24 protein-coding genes and 1 pseudogene are annotated in these 21,876 nt (G+C 70.8%); 10 read left to right on the top strand and 15 right to left on the bottom strand.

Translation table 11 applies throughout. The annotated features are described in order from the left end of the window. Positions 1-3 precede the first annotated feature (3 nt). The 3 genes from ACWCQ6_RS13250 to ACWCQ6_RS13260 form a co-directional block, all read right to left on the bottom strand. Entirely contained in the window at positions 4-1,035 is a 1,032-nt protein-coding gene (locus tag ACWCQ6_RS13250; protein WP_451088520.1) for an AAA family ATPase, read from the bottom strand. Between the two features lie 91 nt (positions 1,036-1,126). Then, a complete protein-coding gene (locus tag ACWCQ6_RS13255) occupies positions 1,127-3,190 on the bottom strand; it encodes a VMAP-C domain-containing protein (RefSeq protein ID WP_451088522.1) in 2,064 nt (687 codons plus the stop codon). Continuing rightward, a complete protein-coding gene (locus ACWCQ6_RS13260) occupies positions 3,187-3,714 on the bottom strand; it encodes a CU044_2847 family protein (protein WP_451088524.1) in 528 nt (175 codons plus the stop codon). The genes ACWCQ6_RS13255 and ACWCQ6_RS13260 overlap by 4 nt, the downstream gene beginning before the upstream one ends. Before the next feature lie 185 nt (positions 3,715-3,899). Here ACWCQ6_RS13260 and ACWCQ6_RS13265 point away from each other — a divergent pair, with 185 nt between their 5' ends. Further along, positions 3,900-4,079, top strand: a complete 180-nt coding sequence (locus ACWCQ6_RS13265) for a DUF6104 family protein (protein WP_128557595.1) — start codon at positions 3,900-3,902, stop codon at positions 4,077-4,079. A gap of 75 nt (positions 4,080-4,154) precedes the next feature. Here ACWCQ6_RS13265 and ACWCQ6_RS13270 read toward each other — a convergent pair. Further along, positions 4,155-4,632, bottom strand: a pseudogene (locus ACWCQ6_RS13270) (hypothetical protein). A 154-nt stretch (positions 4,633-4,786) separates the two neighbouring features. Here ACWCQ6_RS13270 and ACWCQ6_RS13275 point away from each other — a divergent pair. Continuing rightward, entirely contained in the window at positions 4,787-5,644 is an 858-nt protein-coding gene (locus ACWCQ6_RS13275) for a DUF4097 family beta strand repeat-containing protein (protein WP_451088526.1), read from the top strand. 1 nt (position 5,645) lies between these two features. Next, positions 5,646-6,629, top strand: a complete 984-nt coding sequence (locus ACWCQ6_RS13280; RefSeq protein WP_451088528.1) for a helix-turn-helix transcriptional regulator — start codon at positions 5,646-5,648, stop codon at positions 6,627-6,629. Between the two features lie 228 nt (positions 6,630-6,857). Here the strand turns inward: ACWCQ6_RS13280 and ACWCQ6_RS13285 are convergent, their stop codons facing one another. From ACWCQ6_RS13285 to ACWCQ6_RS13295, 3 genes are all read right to left on the bottom strand, one after another. Then, positions 6,858-8,297 (bottom strand): cellulase family glycosylhydrolase, encoded by a 1,440-nt coding sequence (locus ACWCQ6_RS13285; RefSeq protein ID WP_451088530.1) that lies wholly within the window; start codon positions 8,295-8,297, stop codon positions 6,858-6,860. Between the two features lie 32 nt (positions 8,298-8,329). Next, the gene (locus ACWCQ6_RS13290) at positions 8,330-9,295 is read right to left on the bottom strand and encodes a zinc-binding dehydrogenase (RefSeq protein ID WP_451088532.1); all 966 of its coding nucleotides are present in this window, start codon (positions 9,293-9,295) and stop codon (positions 8,330-8,332) included. A gap of 225 nt (positions 9,296-9,520) precedes the next feature. Next, positions 9,521-10,732 (bottom strand): NAD(P)-dependent malic enzyme, encoded by a 1,212-nt coding sequence (locus tag ACWCQ6_RS13295; RefSeq protein WP_451088534.1) that lies wholly within the window; start codon positions 10,730-10,732, stop codon positions 9,521-9,523. Positions 10,733-11,253: 521 nt separating this feature from the next. Between ACWCQ6_RS13295 and ACWCQ6_RS13300 the strand changes: the two genes are divergently transcribed. The 3 genes from ACWCQ6_RS13300 to ACWCQ6_RS13310 are packed head-to-tail and all read left to right on the top strand — an operon-like array spanning position 11,254 to position 13,936. Then, entirely contained in the window at positions 11,254-12,198 is a 945-nt protein-coding gene (locus ACWCQ6_RS13300) for an ABC transporter substrate-binding protein (protein WP_451088536.1), read from the top strand. 29 nt (positions 12,199-12,227) lie between these two features. Beyond that, the gene (locus tag ACWCQ6_RS13305; protein ID WP_451088538.1) at positions 12,228-13,178 is read left to right on the top strand and encodes an amino acid ABC transporter permease; all 951 of its coding nucleotides are present in this window, start codon (positions 12,228-12,230) and stop codon (positions 13,176-13,178) included. After that, positions 13,175-13,936: an amino acid ABC transporter ATP-binding protein gene (locus ACWCQ6_RS13310; RefSeq protein WP_072483787.1), complete on the top strand. Its 762-nt coding sequence runs from the start codon at positions 13,175-13,177 to the stop codon at positions 13,934-13,936. The genes ACWCQ6_RS13305 and ACWCQ6_RS13310 overlap by 4 nt, the downstream gene beginning before the upstream one ends. 62 nt (positions 13,937-13,998) lie before the next feature. Here the strand turns inward: ACWCQ6_RS13310 and ACWCQ6_RS13315 are convergent, their stop codons facing one another. The 3 genes from ACWCQ6_RS13315 to ACWCQ6_RS13325 form a co-directional block, all read right to left on the bottom strand. Next, positions 13,999-14,757, bottom strand: coding sequence for a hypothetical protein (locus tag ACWCQ6_RS13315; RefSeq protein WP_451088541.1), 759 nt, complete (start codon positions 14,755-14,757; stop codon positions 13,999-14,001). Next, on the bottom strand, positions 14,754-15,242 hold the full coding sequence (locus ACWCQ6_RS13320) for a SigE family RNA polymerase sigma factor (RefSeq protein WP_451088543.1): 489 nt from the start codon (positions 15,240-15,242) through the stop codon (positions 14,754-14,756). Before ACWCQ6_RS13320 ends, ACWCQ6_RS13315 begins: the two co-directional genes overlap by 4 nt. 148 nt (positions 15,243-15,390) lie before the next feature. Next, positions 15,391-16,152 carry a class I SAM-dependent methyltransferase gene (locus ACWCQ6_RS13325; RefSeq protein ID WP_451088545.1) on the bottom strand — a complete coding sequence of 254 codons (762 nt, stop codon included), beginning with the start codon at positions 16,150-16,152 and terminating at the stop codon, positions 15,391-15,393. A gap of 89 nt (positions 16,153-16,241) precedes the next feature. Here ACWCQ6_RS13325 and ACWCQ6_RS13330 point away from each other — a divergent pair, with 89 nt between their 5' ends. Continuing rightward, positions 16,242-16,871 carry a CGNR zinc finger domain-containing protein gene (locus ACWCQ6_RS13330; protein WP_451088547.1) on the top strand — a complete coding sequence of 210 codons (630 nt, stop codon included), beginning with the start codon at positions 16,242-16,244 and terminating at the stop codon, positions 16,869-16,871. On the opposite strand, the gene sodX is transcribed toward ACWCQ6_RS13330, so the two are convergent. Next, positions 16,775-17,233, bottom strand: a complete 459-nt coding sequence (sodX, locus tag ACWCQ6_RS13335; protein WP_451088549.1) for a nickel-type superoxide dismutase maturation protease — start codon at positions 17,231-17,233, stop codon at positions 16,775-16,777. The genes ACWCQ6_RS13330 and sodX overlap by 97 nt on opposite strands. Positions 17,234-17,412: 179 nt before the next feature. Here sodX and sodN point away from each other — a divergent pair, with 179 nt between their 5' ends. Continuing rightward, positions 17,413-17,808, top strand: a complete 396-nt coding sequence (gene sodN, locus ACWCQ6_RS13340) for a superoxide dismutase, Ni (protein ID WP_072483792.1) — start codon at positions 17,413-17,415, stop codon at positions 17,806-17,808. A 250-nt stretch (positions 17,809-18,058) separates the two neighbouring features. Here sodN and ACWCQ6_RS13345 read toward each other — a convergent pair whose 3' ends face one another. Next, positions 18,059-18,544 carry a GNAT family N-acetyltransferase gene (locus ACWCQ6_RS13345; RefSeq protein WP_451088617.1) on the bottom strand — a complete coding sequence of 162 codons (486 nt, stop codon included), beginning with the start codon at positions 18,542-18,544 and terminating at the stop codon, positions 18,059-18,061. Between the two features lie 314 nt (positions 18,545-18,858). Here ACWCQ6_RS13345 and ACWCQ6_RS13350 point away from each other — a divergent pair, with 314 nt between their 5' ends. Both ACWCQ6_RS13350 and ACWCQ6_RS13355 read left to right on the top strand, forming a co-directional pair. Further along, positions 18,859-19,338 (top strand): VOC family protein, encoded by a 480-nt coding sequence (locus tag ACWCQ6_RS13350; protein WP_451088552.1) that lies wholly within the window; start codon positions 18,859-18,861, stop codon positions 19,336-19,338. A gap of 51 nt (positions 19,339-19,389) precedes the next feature. Continuing rightward, a complete protein-coding gene (locus tag ACWCQ6_RS13355) occupies positions 19,390-19,602 on the top strand; it encodes a hypothetical protein (protein WP_451088554.1) in 213 nt (70 codons plus the stop codon). Between the two features lie 24 nt (positions 19,603-19,626). On the opposite strand, the gene ACWCQ6_RS13360 is transcribed toward ACWCQ6_RS13355, so the two are convergent. Genes ACWCQ6_RS13360 through ACWCQ6_RS13370 form a run of 3 tightly spaced genes read right to left on the bottom strand, consistent with a single transcriptional unit; the run spans position 19,627 to position 21,575 of the window. Next, positions 19,627-20,250 (bottom strand): nucleotidyltransferase domain-containing protein, encoded by a 624-nt coding sequence (locus ACWCQ6_RS13360; protein WP_451088556.1) that lies wholly within the window; start codon positions 20,248-20,250, stop codon positions 19,627-19,629. A 42-nt stretch (positions 20,251-20,292) separates the two neighbouring features. Continuing rightward, positions 20,293-21,219 carry an NAD(P)H-binding protein gene (locus tag ACWCQ6_RS13365; RefSeq protein ID WP_451088558.1) on the bottom strand — a complete coding sequence of 309 codons (927 nt, stop codon included), beginning with the start codon at positions 21,217-21,219 and terminating at the stop codon, positions 20,293-20,295. Beyond that, positions 21,216-21,575 carry a DUF952 domain-containing protein gene (locus ACWCQ6_RS13370; protein ID WP_451088560.1) on the bottom strand — a complete coding sequence of 120 codons (360 nt, stop codon included), beginning with the start codon at positions 21,573-21,575 and terminating at the stop codon, positions 21,216-21,218. Before ACWCQ6_RS13370 ends, ACWCQ6_RS13365 begins: the two co-directional genes overlap by 4 nt. Positions 21,576-21,876 lie beyond the last annotated feature (301 nt).

Here is a 21,876-nt window from a genome sequence, read left to right on the forward strand (position 1 = left end):
CCATCACCTCGGCCGGTCGAGTCGCTGGATGAGCAGGTCGGCGAGGCGGTCGCGGCCGGCCGGGGCGGCGGCGTCGGTGAGGTAGATGGCGTTCAACAGCTGGTCCGTGGCGAGGAGTTCGCTGCGTGAACGCTCCAGGAAGTGGGCGATGAGATCGTCACCGGAGCGCGCCGCCTCGTCGCCGAGGTGGGCACGTACGAAGGTCGCGAGCCGCTGGTGATCGGGGCGTCCGAGCTCCAGGTGGATGCAACGGCGCATCAGGGGTGCCGGGAAGTCCCGTTCGCCGTTGCTGGTGAGCACCACGAACGGGAAGGAGGTGCACTGCACCCGGCCGCCACGGACCTTCACCTTGTTGCCGTCGTCGTCGAGGACCTCCGCCTCGCCGTCGGGCAGCCTGTCGGCGATCCGCTCCAGTTCGGGGATGCCGAACTCGCCCTCCTCCAACACGTTGAGCAGGTCGTTCGGCAGGTCGATGTCGCTCTTGTCCAGTTCGTCGATGAGCAGCACCCGGGGCCGGTCCGAAGGCATCAGCGCGGTGCCGAGCGGCCCGAGCCGGATGTAGCTGCCCACGCCGTCGGCGGCCTCGGCGCCGCCCGTACCGGCCGCCGCGCCGTGTGCGGCGATCTGCACGTCCTGGAGCCTGGCGATCGCGTCGTAGTGGTAGAGGCCGTCCTGCAGCGTCGTCCGGCTCACGATCGGCCAGCGCAGGACCCGGCCGAGCCCGAGCTCATGGGCGACGGAGTGGGCCAGTGTGCTCTTTCCGGCGCCGGGGGTGCCGGTGACCAGCAGCGGGCGCCGCAGATAGAGCGCGGCGTTGATCATTTCGAGCTCTTCGGCGCCCGGCCGGTGGAGTTCGGCGATGTGCCGGTGGCCGCCGAGACGGCGGTCGGCGGAACCGTCCCCGTCCGGCTCGTCGGAGGCCGGAACGCCCCGGCCCGCGAAGTCGCGCCAGGGCGGCGGCGGGGGCAACTGCTCGATGCCCTCGTGCGGTTCGCCGGCCCCTCGGTAGATGAGCCACTCGCTGGGTTCACTCATAACGTGTTCCTCGTCATCACTCGTCCGCCAGGGGCAGCAGCAGTCGAACGTGGTTCACCGTAGCCATCCGGTCCGCACCCCGTAAGGGGAATCACGGCGCCTGCAACAACGGGTCGGGCGGCTCCGATTCCGGTTTGCCGTATACCAGGGCGATCCCGTCCGACCAGAACATGTCGGTACGGCCCTCGCGCACCCCTTTCCTCAGCTCCTGGAGCTTCTGCGGGAGCCGGTCGGCCACGCCCGTCCCGTCGACCGTGTCGACGGCGCGGAGATGGAACTCCGTGCAGGAAGCGGCCTGTTGGGACTTCGGGCGGCGCCACAGGACCACGCCGTACCCGGCTTCGAGCACCCGCCCGAACCCCGCGATGCTCTGGGAGTCGGACCAGCCTCCGTACCGGCAGAGCACCGGGACGGTCTCGTACGCCTGTCCGCGCAGCTCCGCCGTCACCGGGACGGGTACCCGCATACCGTCGTCGCAGTCGAGGACCGCGGCCCGCATCGGGCCGGTGTGGACGCGGTTCCAGCGCGCTTCGCGCTCCCGGGCGCCGTCCTCGGAGGGGGCGGGGCGCCCGTCCGAGCAGCGGATGACGACCGGCCGCTGGACGCCGAGCGGCCGGCTGTCGGCGGGCAGCTCCCACTTCTCGACCTCCAGGTCGAGCAGCGCCGGCCCCACCACGACCTGGAGGACCGCGGGGCTGTCGGGTTCGTCGCACATCCGGAACGCCTTCGCCAGGGAGGGGGCGATCCTGGCCGGGAGTTCGTCGGCCCTGGTTCCCTGGTAGTTCTCGGTCACCGGCAGGTCGTCGTCGGACGGGCGGGCGACGACCCGCCAGTCGTACTGGTCCGGCTGCCAGGCGCGGGGCTCCAGGTGCAGCACGACGACCGACGGGGAGCGCGGTGGCCGGACCGGCTCGTCGGCCGGCTCGGGGGTTCGCAGGTGTTCGGCGCCCCGGTCGTACCGGCCCTGGTACCGCAGCTGGGCCATCTCACGGCGGAACGGCCGCCGGAGCCGGTCCTCGGCGGTCTCCTTCACCCAGTCCCACAGGGCGTCCTCGGCGAGTTTGGTGGACGGCACGACATAGGGGCGTTCGGCGGCGATGGCGCTCATGCAGTAGCGCAGGATCCGCTCCAGCGCCTCATCGCCCTCGCGTGCGTCGTAGAGGACTCCCAGGCCGTCGCGCCAGCCTCGGGGGGCCGGGACGCCGACGGTCCGGTAGCCGTACCCCAGGCCGCCGAGGATGTCGAGCAGGCTGCGGGTGCTGACCGGCGGAGGGAGCTTGGCGAGCCGCCCCAGCAGGTCGACGCGCTGCTGCGGGGTGAGCGCCGGGCCTGCCACGCAGCCCAGGTCGCGCTGGACGTCCGCCCAGGTCTCCTCGTCGTCGACGGGGTTGTTGTGCCGGTCGGCGTGGTAGCGGTCGTGGGCGTGGAACACGGCCTGGTACGGGTCGTCGGACTCGGCCGTGGCCGCCCCGACCGGCACGGGCAGCGTGCGCAGCCGCTCCACGCCGATCGCCGTGCCGCCGTTCGTATCCATGGAGCGTGATTTGAGTACGCCGACGACCTCGCCCCTGGCCAGGTCGACGACGGGTCCGCCGGACATGCCCGCGTACAGCTGGCTCGCCTCGATCAGCACCTGTTCGTCGCCGTCGGACCAGTCGTCGACGGTGCCCACCACCCGGCACTCCCGGCCGAGCCGCTTGAGCGTTCCCGCGCCGCCGTCCGCCCAGCCGGCGAAGTAGTACGCGCCGCGGTTCATGCCCGTGGAGCGCTCGCTGAGGTACACGCAGGGATGCTCGACGGGGCGCAGCAGCTGGATGAGGGCGAGGTCGGGGGCCGGCCAGCCGCCCGTAGCGGGCCGCTGTTCGGGCAGGGCCGCCCTGACCGTGCCCCCGACCCGGACGGCGTCGCCGCGGGCGGTCTTGTACACCACGTTCACCTGACGCCCCCTTCCCTCCATCGCGACGTGCGCGCACGTGAGGACCCAGCTCGGGGCGATGAAGAAGCCGCTCCCCAGGAAGTCGCCGTCGGATCCTTCAGGGGCATACCCGGGCTCCGGACGATGGATGCGCACCGTCGCGTCCTTCACGAGGCTCATCAGCGCGGATTCCGCGTCGTTCGGCCCGTGCCACGCGCCCCCGGCCGGTGGGGGCGTCACGATCCGCTTCCGTCGTCCGGCCCGGTGCCGCCCGCATGCGCCGGTGCGCCGGTGGGTGCCCCGGCGGGAGAAACGGAGGGAGAGGCGGACGGGGTTGCGGAGGGGGCGGCCGGCTGCTGCCCCGGCACCTGCCCCGGCACCTGCGCGGGCACCTGCGGGTCGAGGGGAGGTCCGCCGCCGTTCCACGTCAGCGTGACCTTGATGGACCCCTTGGCCTCGCCGTCCGCGAGGAGTCCGACGACCTTGCCGGACTTCGCGGTGAGCTCGATGCCGAATTCCACGCTGACCTCGTCGGGCCGCACGGCCCGCAGCGGCTCGGCGAGCGAGCGCGCGACGCTGGTCACGACCCCGTGCAGGCTCTCGACCCGGGCCTGCACCCGGTCGGCGATGTTCCCGGCGCCGATGTCGGCGAACGACGGGCCCGCACCGGGCTGCGTCAGCTCCTCGGCACCGGAGATCCGCGCCCAGACCTCCGTGCCGTCGGGCATCTCAATGCGCGTAATACGGGCGTCGCTGTCACCCATGAATCCCCCCGTTCCCCAACTACCCGCAGATTAACGGCAGTACGTGCCCGATGCGAGATACATCGACCAGGACGCGGGGGCGGTGCGGGCCGGTTCTCGGCGGGCTCGCGGGGGTGCCGGGAGCCGCGGCCCAGGGACGCGCTCCCTCCCTCCTTGGGGCTGTCACCAGGCATTAGGCTTGCCGCATGTACTTCACCGACCGCGGTATCGAGGAGCTGGAGAAGCGACGAGGCGAGGAAGAGGTCACTTTCGAGTGGCTCGCCGAGCAGCTCCGTACGTTCGTCGATCTCAATCCCGACTTCGAGGTGCCGGTAGAGCGCCTCGCGACCTGGCTGGCCCGACTCGACGACGAGGACGAGGACTGAGGGCCTGCCCGACCCTGATCCGCCGGACAGGCCCTAAGGACTGCTCGCCCCTGGTCCGCCGCGCGGGCCCAGTAGTCACCCGCGGACGTTGCCCGCGCCGTCGGCGTCCCTGATCCGGTCGTGGGCGAGGCCGAGCGCCCCGTGCACCAGCCACAGCATCCCGGCGAGCACCCATCCGCCGCCGCGGCGGCGCAGCCCCCCAGCGGGCCGGCGGCAGTCCGGCCGCGAGCCGGGCACCTGCCAGCACCCGGGCCCTCGGGCCTGACGCGAATGTGCGAACGGCCCGGTCGCCGTCCCACCACAGGGCAGGCACGGGCCAGGTCGGGCCGACGGCGAGCGCGGTGCCCCGGCCGGCCACGACCCGGTCGAACGGGTCCGCCTCCGCAGCCCCGGCACCGCCCTGTCAGGGCTTCCCTACGGGTACGAGGACGGGTCAGCCGTCTCCGGCGGGAGCGAGCAGCATCCGCTCGCGCAGCAGTCGGGCCACCGCCCGTACGGTCTCCGGTTCGGCACGGCACAGCGGCAGCGCCCCTGCGGGGGATGTCGCGTTCATGTGCGACACACGAGGGCAATTTGCTCATATTTGGGGCTCTTTGGTCAGTCAGTGATCGCATGAGGCACCTTGACTTCCCCGAACCGCGATATATCGTGTTCAGCAAGAGACGCGATATGTTGCGTCGCTCCATGCTCCCCGGGAGGTCAGATCCATGCCTGTGTCGACATGGGCCATCGCCGAGCCCCAGAAGCTGACCTTCGACGACCCCGTGACATCGCTCAACGTGCGCATCGTCGGAGGCACCGTCAACGTCGTCGGCACCGAGGAACCGACCGCCCGGCTGGAGGTCTCCGGGATCGAGGGACCGCCGCTGGTCGTGACCCTGGAGGACGGCACGCTCACGGTCGCATACGAGGACCTGCCCTGGCAGAACTTCCTCAAGTGGTTCGACCGCAAGGGCTGGCACCGCAGCGCGGTCGTCTCGCTCGCCGTGCCGGCCGGATCGGCGGTGGAGGTCGGCGTCGTCGGCGCGGGCGCCGTCGTCTCCGGCATCCGCGGGCGTACGGACGTACGGGGTGTCACCGGCGACACCGCGCTCGTAGGGCTCGCGGGGCCGGTCCTGGCCGAGACGGTCTCCGGCAGCGTGGAGGCCCAGTCGGTCACCGGCGGGCTCCGCTTCCATTCGGTCTCGGGCGATCTGACGGTCGTCGAGGGCGCCGGGGACTCGGTGCGGGCGGAATCGGTCAGCGGCAACATGGTGCTCGACGTGGACCCGACCGGGAAGCCCACGGACATCCGGCTGACCACCGTCTCCGGCGAGGTCGCCATCCGGCTGCCGCACCCGGCGGACGCGACGGTCGAGGCCAACACCGCGAGCGGCTCCGTCTCCAACGGCTTCGAGGACCTGCGGGTCAGCGGCCAGTGGGGAGCGAAGAAGATCACCGGCACGCTCGGCGCCGGGACCGGGAAGCTGAGGGCGACGACCGTCTCGGGATCGATCGCCCTGCTGCGCCGCCCGCCGGCCGAGGACGGTCCGTACGATGCCGAGCCGACCGGAAAGGTGCTCTGACATGCCCCCCGTATTTGCCCACGGCCGCCTCCGCCTCTACCTGCTGAAGCTCCTCGACGAGGCCCCCCGACACGGCTACGAGGTCATCCGGCTCCTGGAGGAGCGCTTCCAGGGGCTGTACGCCCCCTCGGCCGGCACGGTCTATCCGCGCCTCGCCAAACTGGAGGCCGAAGGCCTCGTCACCCATGCCACCGAGGGCGGCCGCAAGGTCTACTCGATCACCGACGCGGGCCGCGCCGAACTGGCCGGCCGCACCGGCGAACTGGCCGATCTGGAACTGGAGATCCGGGAATCGGTCTCCGAGCTGGCCGCCGAGATACGGGACGACGTACGCGGCGCCGCCGGCAAGCTGCGCAGCGAGATGCGGGCCGCGGCGGACGAGACCAGGCACACGGGTTCCGGTTCGGGCCGCAAGGGCGACTGGGAGTCCGCCTTCGGCGACTTCGGGGACTTCGGCGACAGCGAGGCGTGGCGCGCCGCGAAGGAGGAGCTGCGCAAGGCCAAGCAGGAGTGGAAGGAGCAGGCCCGCCGGGCGAAGGACGAGTCCCGCCGCGCCCGCGAGGAGGCCCAGCAGGCCCGCCGTCAGGCCAAGGAGGCCCAGGACCGGGCGCGCGAGCAGATGCAGAATGCCGCCCGCCAGGTCCAGGAGCACTTCGCCCGGGGCGACTGGCCCACGGGCGTACGGGAGGGGCTTGCCGAGATCACCGGCCAGCTGAGCGGCTTCGCCAGGGCGGGCGCCCGGCCCCCGTACGTCAAGCCGGAGCCCGCCGGCGCCGAGCCCGACTGGGGCGAGGACACCGCCGGCACCGGCGACCCTGCCCGCGACCTGGACCGCCTGCTCGACCGCTTCCGCGACGACATCCGTGACGCGGCCCGGGACCGGGGTGTCACGGAGGAGCAGTTGGCGCAGGCCCGCGGCCATCTGTCGACGGCGGCGGCCCGCATCGGGGCACTGCTGCGGAAGGGCGGCAGCGGGGAGAAGTGACGACGGGCGGGGCGGGGCGGAGGGCGTGCGCCGGAGCACGACCCGGGGCGGCGACCCGAAGGGCCCGGGAGGCCGAGGGCTCAGTCCGCCTCCCTGAACCGCCCCGCGCCCCCTCTCCGTACCCGTCCCCGTACAGCGCGCGGTTCACCGTCGTGTACGTAGCGCTGTACGCGGCGAGCACCTCACGGCTGTCGACCGCGATGGACAGCCGTGAGGTGTCCGGCCCGCTCAGCCCCGCGCCGTTCCGGTCACCGTCACCGTCACGCGCGTCCCCTTCCGGGCCCGGACGTGCACCTCTCCCCCGTGCCTGCGGACCTCGGCGCGGCCGTCCACCGAGACCCTCCACCGCCCGGCCGCCGGCGGCAGCGAGATCTCCGTGGTGCCGCGGCGGCCCGCCGTGTAAGTGAGCCGGTACACGCGCGCGTTGTCGTCATACGTGTCGGAGTGGACGGTTCCGGCGACGGCGGGTGCGTACGGTGTGGCGGTCCGGTCCTTGTTGGTGGCGAAGTCCCCGTTCTCGTCCAGGGCGCAGTAGCCACCGCCGTAGCACCACACCCAGCCCGCCCAGCCCGAGCTGTAGCGGCTCAGGGAGGCCATCGCGTCCCGGTAGAACCGGCCCATCTGCGGGAGCTTGTTGTTCAGCGGGCCCCATTCGCCGACGACGACCGGGATCTTCTGCTGTTTCGGGTACGCGGTGATGGCGGCCTCGTACGACTCGATCCAGCCGGCCGCCGGGTCGTAGTCGGCGCCGGCCTCCATCGCGGTGTTGTAGAAGTGCGGGGCGTAGACGGTGCGGTGGTCCTTGATCGCACCCAGTCCGGTGGGCACGCCCTCGCCGACGATGGGGGTGGGCTCGATGAACAACCAGTTGTCGCGGTCGACCGAACGGACCGCGCGGGCCAGCCGGTTGTACATCGGGGTGAGCTGCTGGGCCTCGATGCGGCGGGCGGCCGTCGGCAGGTCCTCGCCCTCGCCGAGCTCCCCCATCGGCTCGTTGATCAGGTCGTAGCCGAGGACGGCGGGGTGGTGTCCGAAGCGCCCGGCGACGACCTGCCACATCCGCGCCTGGGCGCGCTGGAGGTCGGTGTCCTCGTAGAGGTGGGTGAAGGCGCGCTGCACGGCGGGCTCGAAGTACTCCGAGAACCAGTCGTCGGGGTGCGGGGTGAAGGGCAGACCGTCGGTGCGGGTCGCCCAGGCCGGGATGCCTCGGGCGTTGAACGCCGGGCCGAACACGTCCTGGTGGGCGTCGAGCAGCACCTGGATGTCGTACTTCTGCGCCCAGTCCAGGACCCGGTCGATCCGGCGCAGATACCCGGCGCTGTAGTGGCCCCGGCTCGGCTCCAGGTCGTCCCAGAAGATGAGCAGCCGGGCGAAGTTGAAGCCCTTGGCCCGCAGATCTCGGAAGTGCTTCTCGGTGATGGCGGTCAGTGCCTGGTCACCGCTGTGCGCCTTGTCCGCGACGCTCCATCCGCGCAGGGTGAGCGTGCGGCCCTGGTCGTCGGTGAGGCTGGGTATGCCGGCCCGTTCCGGTGGTGCCGGGTGTGCGGGGTGTGCCGGGCGTGCCGGGCGTGCGTCGGCGGCGGGGGCGAGGGCCCCCGCCGCGAGCACGAACGAAGTGACGATCGAGGTGAGTAAGCTGCCCATCCGTATCCGCGTCCGCATTCGCATGGCGCAGATCAGAGCAGCTCGCCCCGCACACCTCAAGAGCAGGTGAGCACAATTTTTCCGAACTGGTCGCCCGCCGCCAGCCGTTCGAACCCCTCGCGGGCCCGGTCCAGCGGCAGCACCTCGTCGATGACGGGCCGCACTCCGGTGGTCGCGCAGAAGGCCAGCAGGTCCTCCAGCTCGTCCTTGGAGCCCATGGTCGAGCCGACGACCTTCAGCTCCAGGAAGAAGATCCGGGTCAGCTCGGCGTGCGAGGGCCGGTCGCCGCTGGTCGCGCCGGAGATGACGAGCGTGCCGCCGGGGCGCAGCGACTTCACGGAATGGGACCAGGTGGCCGCGCCGACCGTCTCGATGACCGCGTCGACGCGCTGCGGCAGCCGCGCCCCCGGCTCGAACGCCTCGATCGCACCGAGTTCGACCGCCCGCTTGCGCTTGGCCTCGTCGCGGCTGGTGGCGTAGATCCGCAGCCCGGCCGCCCGGCCGAGCACGATCGCGGCGGTGGCGACGCCGCCGCCTGCACCCTGGACGAGGACGGAGTCGCCGGGGCGCACACCGGCGTTGGTGAAGAGCATCCGGTACGCGGTGAGCCAGGCGGTCGGCAGGCAGGCGGCCTGCTCGAAGGTGAGCTCCTGCGGCTTGGGCAGCACGTTCCAGCTGGGGACGGTCACCTGCTCGGCGAAGGTGCCCTGGTAGCGCTCGGTGAGGATGGAGCGGGGTTCCTCCGGGCCGACGCCGTGACCGCTCTGGCCGATGACGGAGTGCAGGACGACCTCGTTGCCGTCCTCGTCGATTCCGGCCGCGTCGCAGCCGAGGATCATCGGCAGCTTGTCCTCGGCGAGGCCGACGCCGCGCAGGGACCAGAGGTCGTGGTGGTTGAGGGAGGCGGCCCGGACGTTGACGGTGGTCCAGCCGGGGCGGCTCTCGGGGGCGGGGCGTTCACCCAGCTCAAGGCCGTTGAGGGGCTGGTCGCGGTCGATGCGGGATGCGTAGGCGGCGAACATGGCCCCGACGATAGGCGGGGGCGCGGCCGGGCGTAACCGGCCGCCGGTGTGACGCGCGCCGCGCGGGGAGACACCCACGCGGCGCGACGCAAGCTCCTTCGGCGATCGAGGAGCGGGGTCCGGGGGCGGCGCCCCGGCCACGGGAAGGGGGCGGGCCGGGGGACGGAGCCGGCCTGGGACCCCTTATCCGTACCCCACCGCTCCGTCCCGCTCCCGCCATCGGCCTCAGCGCCGGGCCACGCCTTCCGCCCGCGCGGCCGCCGCCACCGCGGCCGTCACCGCGGGTGCCACCCGCTCGTCGAACGGCGACGGGATCACGTAGTCCGCCGCGAGCTCGTCGCCCACGACATCGGCCAGCGCGTTCGCCGCGGCGATCTTCATGCCCTCGGTGATCCGGGAGGCCCGGACCTGGAGGGCGCCCGCGAAGATGCCGGGGAAGGCCAGCACGTTGTTGATCTGGTTCGGGTAGTCGGACCGCCCGGTCGCCACGACGGACGCGTACTTGTGCGCGATGTCGGGGTGGACCTCGGGGTTCGGGTTCGCCATGGCGAAGACGAACGCGCCGGGCGCCATCGAGGCGACGGCCGCCTCGGGGACCGTACCGCCGGAGACGCCGATGAAGACGTCGGCGCCCGCCAGCGCGCTCTCCAGCGGTCCGGAGATCCCGGCCCGGTTGGTGAGCTCGGCCAGCTCGCGCTTGACCTCGGTGAGGTCCTCGCGGTCCCGGCTCACGATGCCCTTGCGGTCGGCCACGGCGACGTCGCCGAGCCCCGCCTCCAGCAGGAACTTCGCGATGGCCACCCCGGCGGCGCCGGCGCCGGAGATGACGGCGCGCAGGTCTCCGAGGCTGCGGCCGGACAGCTTCGCGGCGTTCCGCAGGGCCGCGAGGGTCACGACGGCGGTGCCGTGCTGGTCGTCGTGGAAGACCGGGATGTCGAGCCGCTCCTGGAGCTTGCGCTCGATCTCGAAGCAACGCGGCGCCGAGATGTCCTCCAGGTTCACGCCGCCGAAGGACGGCGCGAGCCGGACGACCGTCTCGACGATCTCGTCCGCGTCGGTGGTCGCGAGCGCGACCGGGACCGCGTCGACGCCACCGAACTGCTTGAAGAGGATGGCTTTGCCCTCCATCACCGGGAGGGACGCCTCGGGTCCGATGTCACCGAGGCCGAGCACCGCGGTGCCGTCCGTCACGACGGCGACGACCTGCGACTTCCAGGTGTAGTCGTGGACCAGCTCGGGATTCTCCGCGATGGCGCTGCACACCTTGGCGACGCCGGGCGTGTACGCGAGGGACAGGTCGTCCTTGTCACGGATGGGAACGGTGGCCTGCACGGCCATCTTCCCCCCGCGGTGGAGAGCGAAGGCCGGATCGAACGGCTCATCGGTGGTGCTGTCAGTGGTGCTGTCGCTGCGAGGATTGACGATCTCCGCTGCCATGGTGTTGACCCCTTAAGTCTTCATCGTTTGAGGGTGGCCACTCCTGGTTGAGGAGGGGTGGGCGGGCACCGCGTACGTGCCCCGCGTCGACGGTTGGCCCGCCCCGGCAGGGGGAAATACATACGCGCGGGCGCGCCGCACACGCGCCCTGAGCCCCGGATGAGGGGTGTAAAGGTCTTTCTTACCCGACGGACCGCGTCATGGACGAGTCCATATCGCCTCGGTGACATGACTCATAGTCGAATATCTGGACAAGTACGCCACGCGACGAATGCGTCCACCAGTCGAGACGCGCCGCAGATCTTCCGGCGCGAAGATGGAAACCCCGTGGAAGGTCCGGCCCTGCATACCGGCCACCAGGGGTTCAGGGATCGCCCGTTATCCGATTTTGACATGAGCAGCGGCAAGTTCGAGTCAGTCCGAATGGCAAGATGCCCTAATCACACAGGGGGGCGAGATCCACAGTCGTGCGCCCATACCGCCTGGCAACACCACCCTCACCTGCCGAAGGAACCCCGATCATGACCGCAAGCACAACACGTCGCACGGCCGCGAAATCCAGGATCGCAGCGGTCGGCGCCATCGCGGTCGCCGGCACCATGCTGCTGGCCGCCTGTGGCGACCAGACCAAGAACGGGTCGACGAACAGCTCGGCATCGGCCCCGCTCTCCGGCCTCCTGCCCAAGGAGATCAGGGACAAGGGCGTCATCAAGGTCGGTTCCGACATCGCCTACCCGCCAGTCGAGTTCAAGGACAAGTCCGGCAATACGGTCGGTATCGACCCTGACATCGCCGCCGCGCTCGGCAAGCAGCTCGGCGTGACGCTCCAGTTCCAGAACGGCACGTTCGACACGCTGATCACCGGTCTGCGCTCCAAGCGCTACGACCTGGCGATGTCCTCTATGACCGACACCAAGGACCGCCAGCAGGGCATCGACTCCGAGACGAAGAAAAAGGTCGGCGAGGGCGTCGACTTCGTCGACTACTTCACCGCCGGCGTCTCGATCTACACCCGGAAGGGCGATGACCAGTCCATCCGGACCTGGGCCGACCTGTGCGGCAAGAAGATCGCGGTCCAGCGCGGCACCGTCTCGCACAACCTCGCCAAGGACGAGTCGAAGAAGTGCGCCGCCGGCGAGAAGATCGCCATCGAGACCTTCGACAACGACCTGGAGGCCCAGACCCGACTGCGCAGCGGTGGCGTCGACGCCGGTTCCTCCGACTTCCCGGTGGCCGCGTACGCGGTGAAGACCTCGGGTGGCGGCAAGGACTTCCAGATCGTCGGCGAGCAGGTCGAGGCCGCCCCGTACGGCATCGCCGTCGCCAAGGGCAACGACCAGCTGACCAAGGCCATTCAGGCGGCCCTGGAGGCGATCATCAAGAACGGCGAGTACAACAAGATCATATCCAAGTGGGGCGTGGAGGCCGGCGCGGTCACCGAGGCCAAGCTGAACGGCGGATCCTGAGCAGGCACCGGCGCTGAAAGGTTCTTCCTGTGACTGACATCAAGAAGGCAGGCCCGGCCGACCAGCCGCCCATACCCTTCGCCCAGCCGTCCGGGCCCGAGGCGATCAGGGCCATTCCGGTCCGGCACTACGGCCGGTACGTCTCGGCGCTCATCGCGATCGGGGTACTCGCCTCGATCGTCTACGCCTTCAGCCAGGGCAAGATCAACTGGGGCGCGGTCCCCGACTACTTCTTCGACCACCGCATCCTCAAGGGCGTCAGCCAGACGCTGCTGCTGACCGCCCTGTCCATGGTCATCGGCATCGTCGGCGGCATCCTGCTGGCCGTGATGCGGCTGTCCAGGAACCCGGTGACCTCGTCGATCGCCTGGTTCTACATCTGGTTCTTCCGTGGCACCCCGGTCCTGGTCCAGCTGTTCGTCTGGTTCAACCTGGGCCTGGTCTTCGAGTACATCGACCTCATGCCGATCTACAAGGACTACTGGTCGAGCTTCATGACGCCGCTGCTGACGGCGCTGCTCGGCCTGGGTCTCAACGAGGCCGCGTACATGGCGGAGATCTGCCGTGCGGGTCTGCTCTCGGTCGACGAGGGCCAGACGGAGGCGTCGCACGCGCTGGGCATGAGCCACGGCAAGACCCTGCGCCGTGTCGTGATCCCGCAGGCGATGCGAGTGATCGTGCCGCCGACGGGCAACGAAGTGATCAACATGCTCAAGACGACGTCGCTGGTGGCGGCCGTGCAGTTCTACGAGCTGTTCAAGTACGCCCAGGACATCGGGCAGGGGTCCGGAGCACCGGTCGAGATGTACTTCCTGGCCGCGGCCTGGTATCTGATCATGACGTCGGTGCTGAGCATCGGCCAGTACTACCTGGAGCGGTACTACGCGCGCGGTTCGAGCCGCAACCTGCCGCCCACCCCGTTCCAGAAGGTCAGGGCCAATCTCCTGTCCCTGGGCCGCCCGAAGGGAGGCATGGCATGACCGCCATGGTGAAGGCCGAGGGCGTCCACAAGTCCTTCGGCGCCGCGCACATCCTCAAGGGCATCGACCTGGAGGTCGCGCCGCAGGAGGTCTTCTGCCTGATCGGCCCGTCCGGCTCCGGCAAGTCGACGTTCCTGCGGTGCATCAACCACCTGGAGCAGATCAACGCCGGCCGGCTGTATGTCGACGGCGAGCTGGTGGGCTACCGCCAGAAGGGCGACAAGCTCTACGAACTCAAGGACAGCGAGGTCGCGCTGAAGCGCCGGGACATCGGCATGGTCTTCCAGCGCTTCAACCTCTTCCCGCACATGACGGCGATCGAGAACGTCATGGAGGCCCCCGTCCAGGTCAGGCGCGAGTCCAAGGCCGTCGCGAGGGCCCGTGCCGAGCGGCTGCTGGACCGGGTCGGCCTCGGCGACAAGGCGAAGAACTACCCCTCCCAGCTCTCCGGCGGACAGCAGCAGCGGGTGGCCATCGCACGCGCCCTGGCCATGGAGCCGAAGCTGATGCTCTTCGACGAGCCGACGTCGGCGCTCGACCCGGAGCTGGTGGGGGACGTCCTGGACGTCATGCGCGGCCTCGCGGAGGACGGCATGACCATGATCGTCGTGACCCATGAGATGGGCTTCGCCCGTGAGGTCGGCGACGCGCTGGTCTTCATGGACGACGGCGTGGTGGTCGAGTCGGGCCACCCGCGCGACGTGCTGACCAACCCTCAGCACGACCGGACGAAGTCGTTCCTGTCGAAGGTGCTGTAGGGGCACGGAGAGAGGGCGCTACGGAGGCCGACTCCGTACCGCCCTCTTCCGTTTCCGTCCACCTACTTCTCGGGCAGCAGCTCCGGGCTGAGCAGCAGCTCGCGCAATTGGGCGCGGGTCAGCGGCGGCGTCTTCAGGAGCGGGCCCTGCGCCCGCTCACCCTTGAAGCCGGTGCTGTCACGGACGGCCAGCACCCCGCCGTCCTTCAGGGTGAGCCGGCCGGTCAGCTCCTTGCCCCACTGCGGCGCGCCCCCGTAGTTCATCGGGTCGCTCCAGGTCGTCAGCACCCGTCCGTCCGGCAGCTCCTCGCTCACGCAGTCAGCCGGCCCCGGCTGCCCCTGGACGGGCTTGCACGGATCTCCGTTCGGGTCCGCCGCGCCGGTCTTCCCGGTGTCCAGGTAGCCGATGACGAGGTAGCCGACGCCGCCGTCCCTGCGTACGGAGAAGTGCCCGTCCAGCGGCCCCGCCAGGTGCTCCATCTCCTGCTTGGAGGTGTCGCCCTCGAGGATGACCGGCAGTGAGACCTGCTCGACGGCTCCGACGTCCTCCGGCAGCACCTTCGCCAGTTTCTTCGCCCGGCCGCCGTTCCCCGCGAGCTCGACGGGGGCCGCCACCGCGGTCTCCTGCGGGTCGCCCTTCGGTGCCAGGTTCGGCACGGCGACGGCTCCGGCCGCGACCACGGCGGCGGCCGCGACCGAGACGGTCACCCGGCGCCGCAGCCGCACCCTGGCTGCCCCGGCGTACACCGTCCGGGTGGTGGTGGCCGGCTGTCCCGCGTCGTCCGCGGCCCGCCCCAGCAACTCGTGCACGTCGTTGCTCATACCAATTCCTCCGCCATCTCGGCGCGCAGTGCCGCCAACCCCCGAGCCGCGTGGCTCTTGACCGTGTTCTCCCGCATCCCGAGCAGTCCGGCCGTGGCCTCGACGCTCAGGTCCTCCCAATAGCGCAGGACCAGTACGGTCCGCTGCTTGTCCGTGAGCCGGGCGAGTGCCGCCCGCACCGCCAGGCCGGTGTCCGCGTCCGGCGCCCGGTCGGCCCGGTCGGGCAGTTCGCCGTAGGACTGTTCGCGCCGCCAGAACCTGCGGCGGGATGCGATGAAGGTGTTGATCAGCGTCTTGCGCGCGTACGCCTCGATGTTGTCGAGCCGTCCGTACCGCCGCCCACCGAGCACCACCTTGACCAGCGTCGCCTGGACCAGGTCGTCGGCCTCGTGCCGGTCGCCGCAGAGCAGGTACGCGCTGCGGAACAGCACGGTACGTCTGTCTTCGACGAAGGCGTGCAGCGCGGCATCGTCATCGATCCGCATCGTCGGCGCCCCTCTCCGGGTCCGCGGGTGCGGACCGTCTCACCCCTCCAGTGCGGTGGGAGGCACGGCGGGTTGCAGCGGAAGCCGGAAAAGGAGGAGGCGGTACGGGCAACCGCCCCGTACCGCCTCTTCCCGACACGTCCCGCCGCTACTTCACGGCGAGCACCAGGCTGTCCGAGGGCGAGGCCCAGACGGTCCGCGCCTCACCGAATCCCGCCGCGCGCAGGGTGTCGACGTGCCACCGCACAGGGGGCATGTCGCCGTCCGCGTGCTCACCGTAGATCTCGTACCGCTCGGCGGTCGGCCCGGCGAGGACCGGGTCCTCGGCGGCCAGCGCCCACCAGTCGGCCCAGTCGAGTGCGCCGGCGGCCTTGGCGCGGTCCATGGCGGCGTGCCGGTGGGCGCGTTCGGCCGCGTTGATCCGGGGCGTCGCGGTGTCGATCATGTGGTCCGCGTTCATGAACACCCCGCCGTCCCTGACGAGCCCGCCGATGTGCCCGTAGAGCGCGGTGAGCGGTTCGGTGTGCAGCCAGTGCAGGGCGGTGGCGGTGAGCACGGCGTCGTACGAGTCGTACGGCAACTGCCCCGCCCATTCGGGGTCCTTGAGATCCGCGGTGACGAAGGTGACGCGCTCGTCGCCGTCGAAGTGGCCGCGCGCGATGGCGAGCAGCGCCGGGTCGAGGTCCACGCCGGTGCTGGTGGCTTCCGGGAACCGCTTGAGCAGCCGGTCCGTAATACTTCCCGTACCGCATGCGAGATCGAGCACCCTCGGCCGCGGCCCCACAAGGGCCTCGACCATGTCCAGCATCACCCGGAACCGCTCCTCGCGGTCGGGCATGTACCACTCCTGCTGCCGGTCCCAGCTCTCCTGCCAGGCCCGCCAGTCCGTACCTGTCGATGTCTCAGCCACCAGGAACCTCCATGTAATACCCTGGACCTACAAAAGCCCATTACATCGTTCGCCGTATCGACCATAGACCGACGCCGTAAGGACTACAAGTGGAACTGGCCTATTACTCGGATTACGCCGTACGTCTGGTCAACACCGAGGAGCCGGCCCGCAACAAGGACTCCCTCACCTCCGTGGAGGCGGTCCGCGAGCTCTTCGGCATCAACCGCCAGGCGGCCCGGCGGGCGACCGACGCGGACGTGACCCGCTTCAGGTCCGTACGGGCACGGCTGCGCTCGGTCTTCGAGGCGGCCGACGGCGGGGACGAGACGCTCGCCGTCGACCTGCTCAACTCACTGCTGATGGAGTTCCCGGTCAGCCCGCAGATCTCCGGCCACGACATCCGCGACGAGGACGGCAAACCGGACTGGCACATGCACCTGGCCGACCATCCGTCGAACGCGACGGCCGGGTACGCCGCCATCGCGGCGATGGGCCTCGCCTTCCATCTCACCTCGTACGGGGTCGACCGGCTCGGCCTGTGCGAGGCGTCGCCGTGCCGCAACGCCTACCTCGACACCTCGACCAACCGGTCCCGCCGCTACTGCTCCGACCGCTGCGCGACCCGCGCCAATGTGGCCGCCTACCGGGCCCGCAAGCGCCTGGAGACGGAACGGGCGGCCGACACCGGCCGCAGCGCGGAGACCGCCCAGGCCGCCACGCCCCGCACCGACCGCTGATCCTTCCTCAGCGGCCGGTAGCGCGCCCGGACCCTGGCCAGTACGAACTCCTCGGGCACCGCCCCGTAGTCCGTGCTGTCCCCGCCCGCGAAGCTGTTGTCGGCCAGCACCCACCAGCCGCCCCGACGGCGCTCGGCGGCCCGCTTCACGACCAGCAGGTCCTGCTGGAACGGATGCCGCAGAATCACCACGTCGCCGGGGCGCACCGTCGCCCCGTACTGCACCAGCAGCCAGTCCCCGTGATGGAGCGTCGGCACCATCGACGGCCCGGTGACCTCCACCACCTGGAACCGCACCCGCCCCGCCGACCCTCCCCCGGGCCGCCCCCGCATCACCTCAGGCACCTCCGGCACCTCCCGCATCTTTCCGGCACCTCCCCGGCCCCTCCAGTACACGTCCTGTACAGCGTTCCGCACATTCGGCCACTGGTCCCATCCTCGCCCCGGACTTTTGGCCTAAGCCCATGGGGGCACCCACGAAAACACGTCTCTCACCGAGTAATGTCCCACCTGAGAAGACGATCACGAGGAAGGACAGCTCAATGCTTTCCCGCCTGTTTGCCCCCAAGGTGAAGGTCAGCGCCCACTGCGACCTGCCCTGCGGCGTGTACGACCCGGCCCAGGCCCGCATCGAGGCGGAGTCCGTCAAGGCCGTCCAGGAGAAGTACCAGGCCAACGAGGACCCGCACTTCCGGGCCCGCGCAGTGGTCATCAAGGAGCAGCGCGCCGAACTCGCCAAGCACCACATCTCGGTGCTGTGGAGCGACTACTTCAAGCCCCCGCACTTCGAGAAGTACCCGGAGCTGCACCAGCTGGTCAACGACGCCCTCAAGGCCCTCTCGGCCGCGAAGGCCTCCACGGACCCGGCGACGGGCCAGAAGGCGCTGGACTACATCGCCCAGATCGACAAGATCTTCTGGGAGACCAAGAAGGCCTGATCTTCGGCCGGGCTGTCCGACCCGCGGTTTCGCGGCTCGCACGCCCGTCTGCCTGCACCCGGTCCGCCGGACGCCGAGTACGGCGTCCGTGACGGACCGGGTGCGGTCGTTTGCGTCCGGGCGCGGGTGGGCGAGATCCGCTGCTGCGGAGTTCCGCACGCCGCCGAGGCCGAGCCAGTCAGCCCGTTCGGGCAGTTCGGGCCGCCGGTCCCGCGGTGAGCGTCATCCGAGCCCCACCGCAACACGCCTCTTATGGCAGGGAACGGGTGAGCCATACCAGTTCGCCACGGTCATCGGTCGATACGTGGTCGCGCTCGAACCCAAGCTTTTCGAGAACACGGAACGATGGCGCATTCCAGGCACGCACTGTCGACCAGAGCCGCTTCCGTCCGGTCTCGATCGCGGCGTCGAGCACCGCAAAAGCCGCCTCGGTCGCGTAGCCCTGTCCGTGCACGCGCCGGAACAACTCGTACGCGATCTCGGGCTCGTCCACGGAAGCCCGGCCGACGGTGAGCCCGCAGTACCCGATGAAGTCGCCCATGTCTCGGCGGATGACGGCGAGCAGAGCAATGCCTGTCCGTGCCGACGCGACGCGCTCGTCCTCGATCATCCGCCGGTTGCGCTCGATCGACGGCATGCCGTCGCCCCGTTCGGCGACGAGCTCGCGATGGGCGTCGATGTCGGACTCGGTCCATGGACGCAACGTCAGCCGGGCGGTTTCGAGTTGGGGCGGCATCGGCGGATACGGCACGGCAACAGTCTATCGACGCCAACCCGGCCCAACTGGATCAACCGAAGTCTGCAGTCTGCCTCGACGGCGAGGGCCCGGCGAACAACCCGCCGGCCACCAGCGCCCAGCTGAGCCGATTACCCGGAATGCGGCCGTGTCGCCGGGGGTTTCGCCTCTCCCGAGGGGACCATATGAATTCGGCCGATGCCGGTCCCCCGTCGATTCGCTCCTCGTACCACCGATGAGTTTTCGGGGCAGGATCGGTCGATATGGGTGGAGATGCGCGGACGACGGGGCTGCGCGGACGAGGGGAGACAGCGATGACCACCGAAGGCTTCACCACATGTCTGTGGTTCGACGGACAGGCCGAGGAGGCGGCGGAGTATTACGTATCGGTCTTCAAGAACTCGCGCCTCGGCAGGATCGGCCGCTACAGCGAGGCGGGGCCGGGGCCCGCCGGGTCGGTGATGACGGTCGAGTTCGAGCTCGACGGGCAGAGGTTCGTCGGGGTGAACGGCGGGCCGGAGTTCACCTTCAACGAGGCCGTCTCGTTCCAGATCGACTGCGCGGACCAGGCCGAGGTGGACTACTACTGGAGCAGCCTGACCGACGGCGGCGAGGAGGGGCCCTGCGGCTGGCTGAAGGACCGGTACGGCCTCTCCTGGCAGGTCGTGCCCGAAGGGCTGACCGAGTTGCTCCTCGATCCGGACGGGGCGAAGGCCGCCAGGGCGACCGCCGCGATGATGACCATGAAGAAGCTGGACATCGCCGCGCTTCGGAAGGCTCACGACGAGGGCTGAGCCAGGCGGACGCGTGGGCGCGTGGATGCGTGTGCGCGTGGATGCCGGAGGGTGGATGCCGGAGGGTGGTCCGACCGTGGTCGGTGGATACGTGCCCTCCGGCATCTGCGCGCCGGAGCCCGGTGCCCGGCCTTCGTCACCGTCGCCCGCCGCGCCGTGTCGGCGCCGTTCCACTACCGGCTGCCGGCCAGTGGCGACCCGCTCGACGAGGCTGCGGCGGACGGTGCCGCCGAGGCCGCAGCGGCGACACGGTCGGGCGCGTAAGTCGGCTGAGGGCCGGCCGTCCCGTCAGCCCGCCGGGTAGGCCCGCAGCCGGGCCGCCCACGGGTGCCCGGCGCCCTCGGACAGGGTGATGGTCTCGGTCAGCCAGGCGCGCTGGTCAGCGGTGAGGACCGGCAGCACCTCCGCGAAGTCCTGCTCGTCCTTGGGGCGCGGGGACCCCGCCTTGTACAGGAGCTGCACCTCGGGGCAGAGATACGGAACGCCGTCCCCGGAGACCCGGCCGAGCCGTTCGACCGGCAGCCGAATGCGGGGATCGCGGCGGAACAGCCAGTCACCGCCCTCCGCGTCGTCGAGCATGAGCTGGACGCGCCAGGGCTCGTCGGGCCCCGGGCGGCACCAGATGTCGTGCACATACGGCGGCAGGACCTCGCCGGGGAGCCAGCGGCGCAGGGTGCCGGGCGGGTCCGCGGCCCACCACTCCCAGCTCGCCAGGAGGTGCTGGGCGGCCAGCTGATCGCGGCGGAGCATGAGGACGTCGATGTCGCAGTGGTCCCGGAAGGCGTGGCCCACGGCGAATTCGACCGCGTATCCCCCGGCGATCCACCAGGGGACGCGCAGCGGCGCGAAGAGGCGGGCGGCCTCGTCCGGCGGGGGCGGATCCCAGGGGCCCCACGGGGTCTGAGTACGCATGGCCGCAGGTCCCCTTCCTCTCCGGCACCGCCCACCGCGGGGTCAGTCCGTGGTCAGCAGATGCCGGTAGCTGTCCGGATGCTCCCTCAGGAACGCGGCCAGGCCCGTCGCCGGATGCCCGGTGAGGTCCGGCACCGCGTCCGAGACCGTGGCCATCTCGCCGGCGTCGATGGCTTCGTACGACGTCACCCAGCCGGCCACCTTCCAGTCCTCGGCACCGTACTGCGCCCGGGAGGCATAGGCCTCCTCACGGGTCTCCGGCAGATAGGTGACGGTCCGGCCGGCGACCCTGCTGAGCTCCTCGGCCGCCTCGGCGAGGGTGAACGCCTCCGGGCCCGTGAGGTCGTAGGTGAGCGAGTCGTAGCAGGTGTCGTCGCTTTCGGTGTCGGCCAGCAGGACGGTGACCGCGACGTCCGCGATGTCGTCGTGCGCCACCGCCGCCACCCGGCCGTCGCCGGCCGGGCCGCGCAGCACCCCGTCGGCGCCGGTCATGGCCGGGATCCCGGCGAGGTACAGGCTGTCGCGCAGAAAGGTGTGGCGGACGTCGGCCGCCCGGATGTGCGCCTCGGTGTGCCAGTGGTCCCGGGCGAAAGTGAACGTGGCGTCCGGCGCCGCGCCCAGGAAGGAGACGTACACGATGCGCTCGACGCCCACGGCGACCGCCGCGTCCACGGCCGTCGTGTGCTCGCGCACCCGGTACGGGCTCTCGTGCGCCGAGACGAGAAACAGCGTGTGCGCCCCGGCCAAGGCGCGGCGCATGGCCTCCCCGTCGCCGTACGGGGCGGGCGGCGCGGCGACGGTGCCGGGCAGTTCGGGCAGCCGGGACGGATCGCGCCCGAGGAGCCGCACGGGCACGCCGACACGCGCCAGACGCCGCGCTACACGGCCGCCGACGGCTCCGCTCGCACCGGTGACGGCGACGATGGGGGCGCCCGGGTTCTCCGGGCCGGTGGGGGGTGGGTTGTTCATACGGGGGCGCCTTCCTTGCGCGGCCAGGACCGCACCTCCACGACCGCGTCCACCGGGACGGGGCCATAGATGTGCGGGAACTCCTCGCCGCCGGGCGCGACGGACTCGTACCGTACGGGCACCGGGAGCCGGTCGGGATCGATGACGAGGACCACGAGTTCCTGGTCCCCGGTCCCAGCCCCGCTCCCGGCGCCGTACAGCAACTCGGCCACGCCGGCGAGCTGGTGCGGCAGCGAGCAGTGGATGAAGCCCTCTTCGTGCAGGGTGCGGCCGCGGGTGGACATCTCGTACGTCCCGATCCCGCGGGCCGCCTCCCACAGGGGGCCTTCGGTGAGGTGCAGCAGCAGTTCGGCCATGGGCCAAAACTAACCGTGCCGACGCACCCTCCGGGCCATCAGCGTGGCCGCCGATCCGGCCGCGAGCAGAGCGGCGGCGATTCCGCCGAGAACCCATTCACCGCCTCGCGCACCTGTGTGCGACAGCTCGCCCCTGGGATGGGGCTTGTTCGCCCAGGAGCCGGGCTTGTGCGACCCGCCGGACCAGTCGGACTTGTGCGCCCCACCGGACCCATCAGGCTTGTGCCACTCGCCAGACCCACCAGGCTTGTGCCACCCACCGGACCCATCAGACTTATGCGACCCGGACCCATCAGGCTTG

This window comes from Streptomyces sp. NPDC001880 (genome assembly GCF_053594575.1).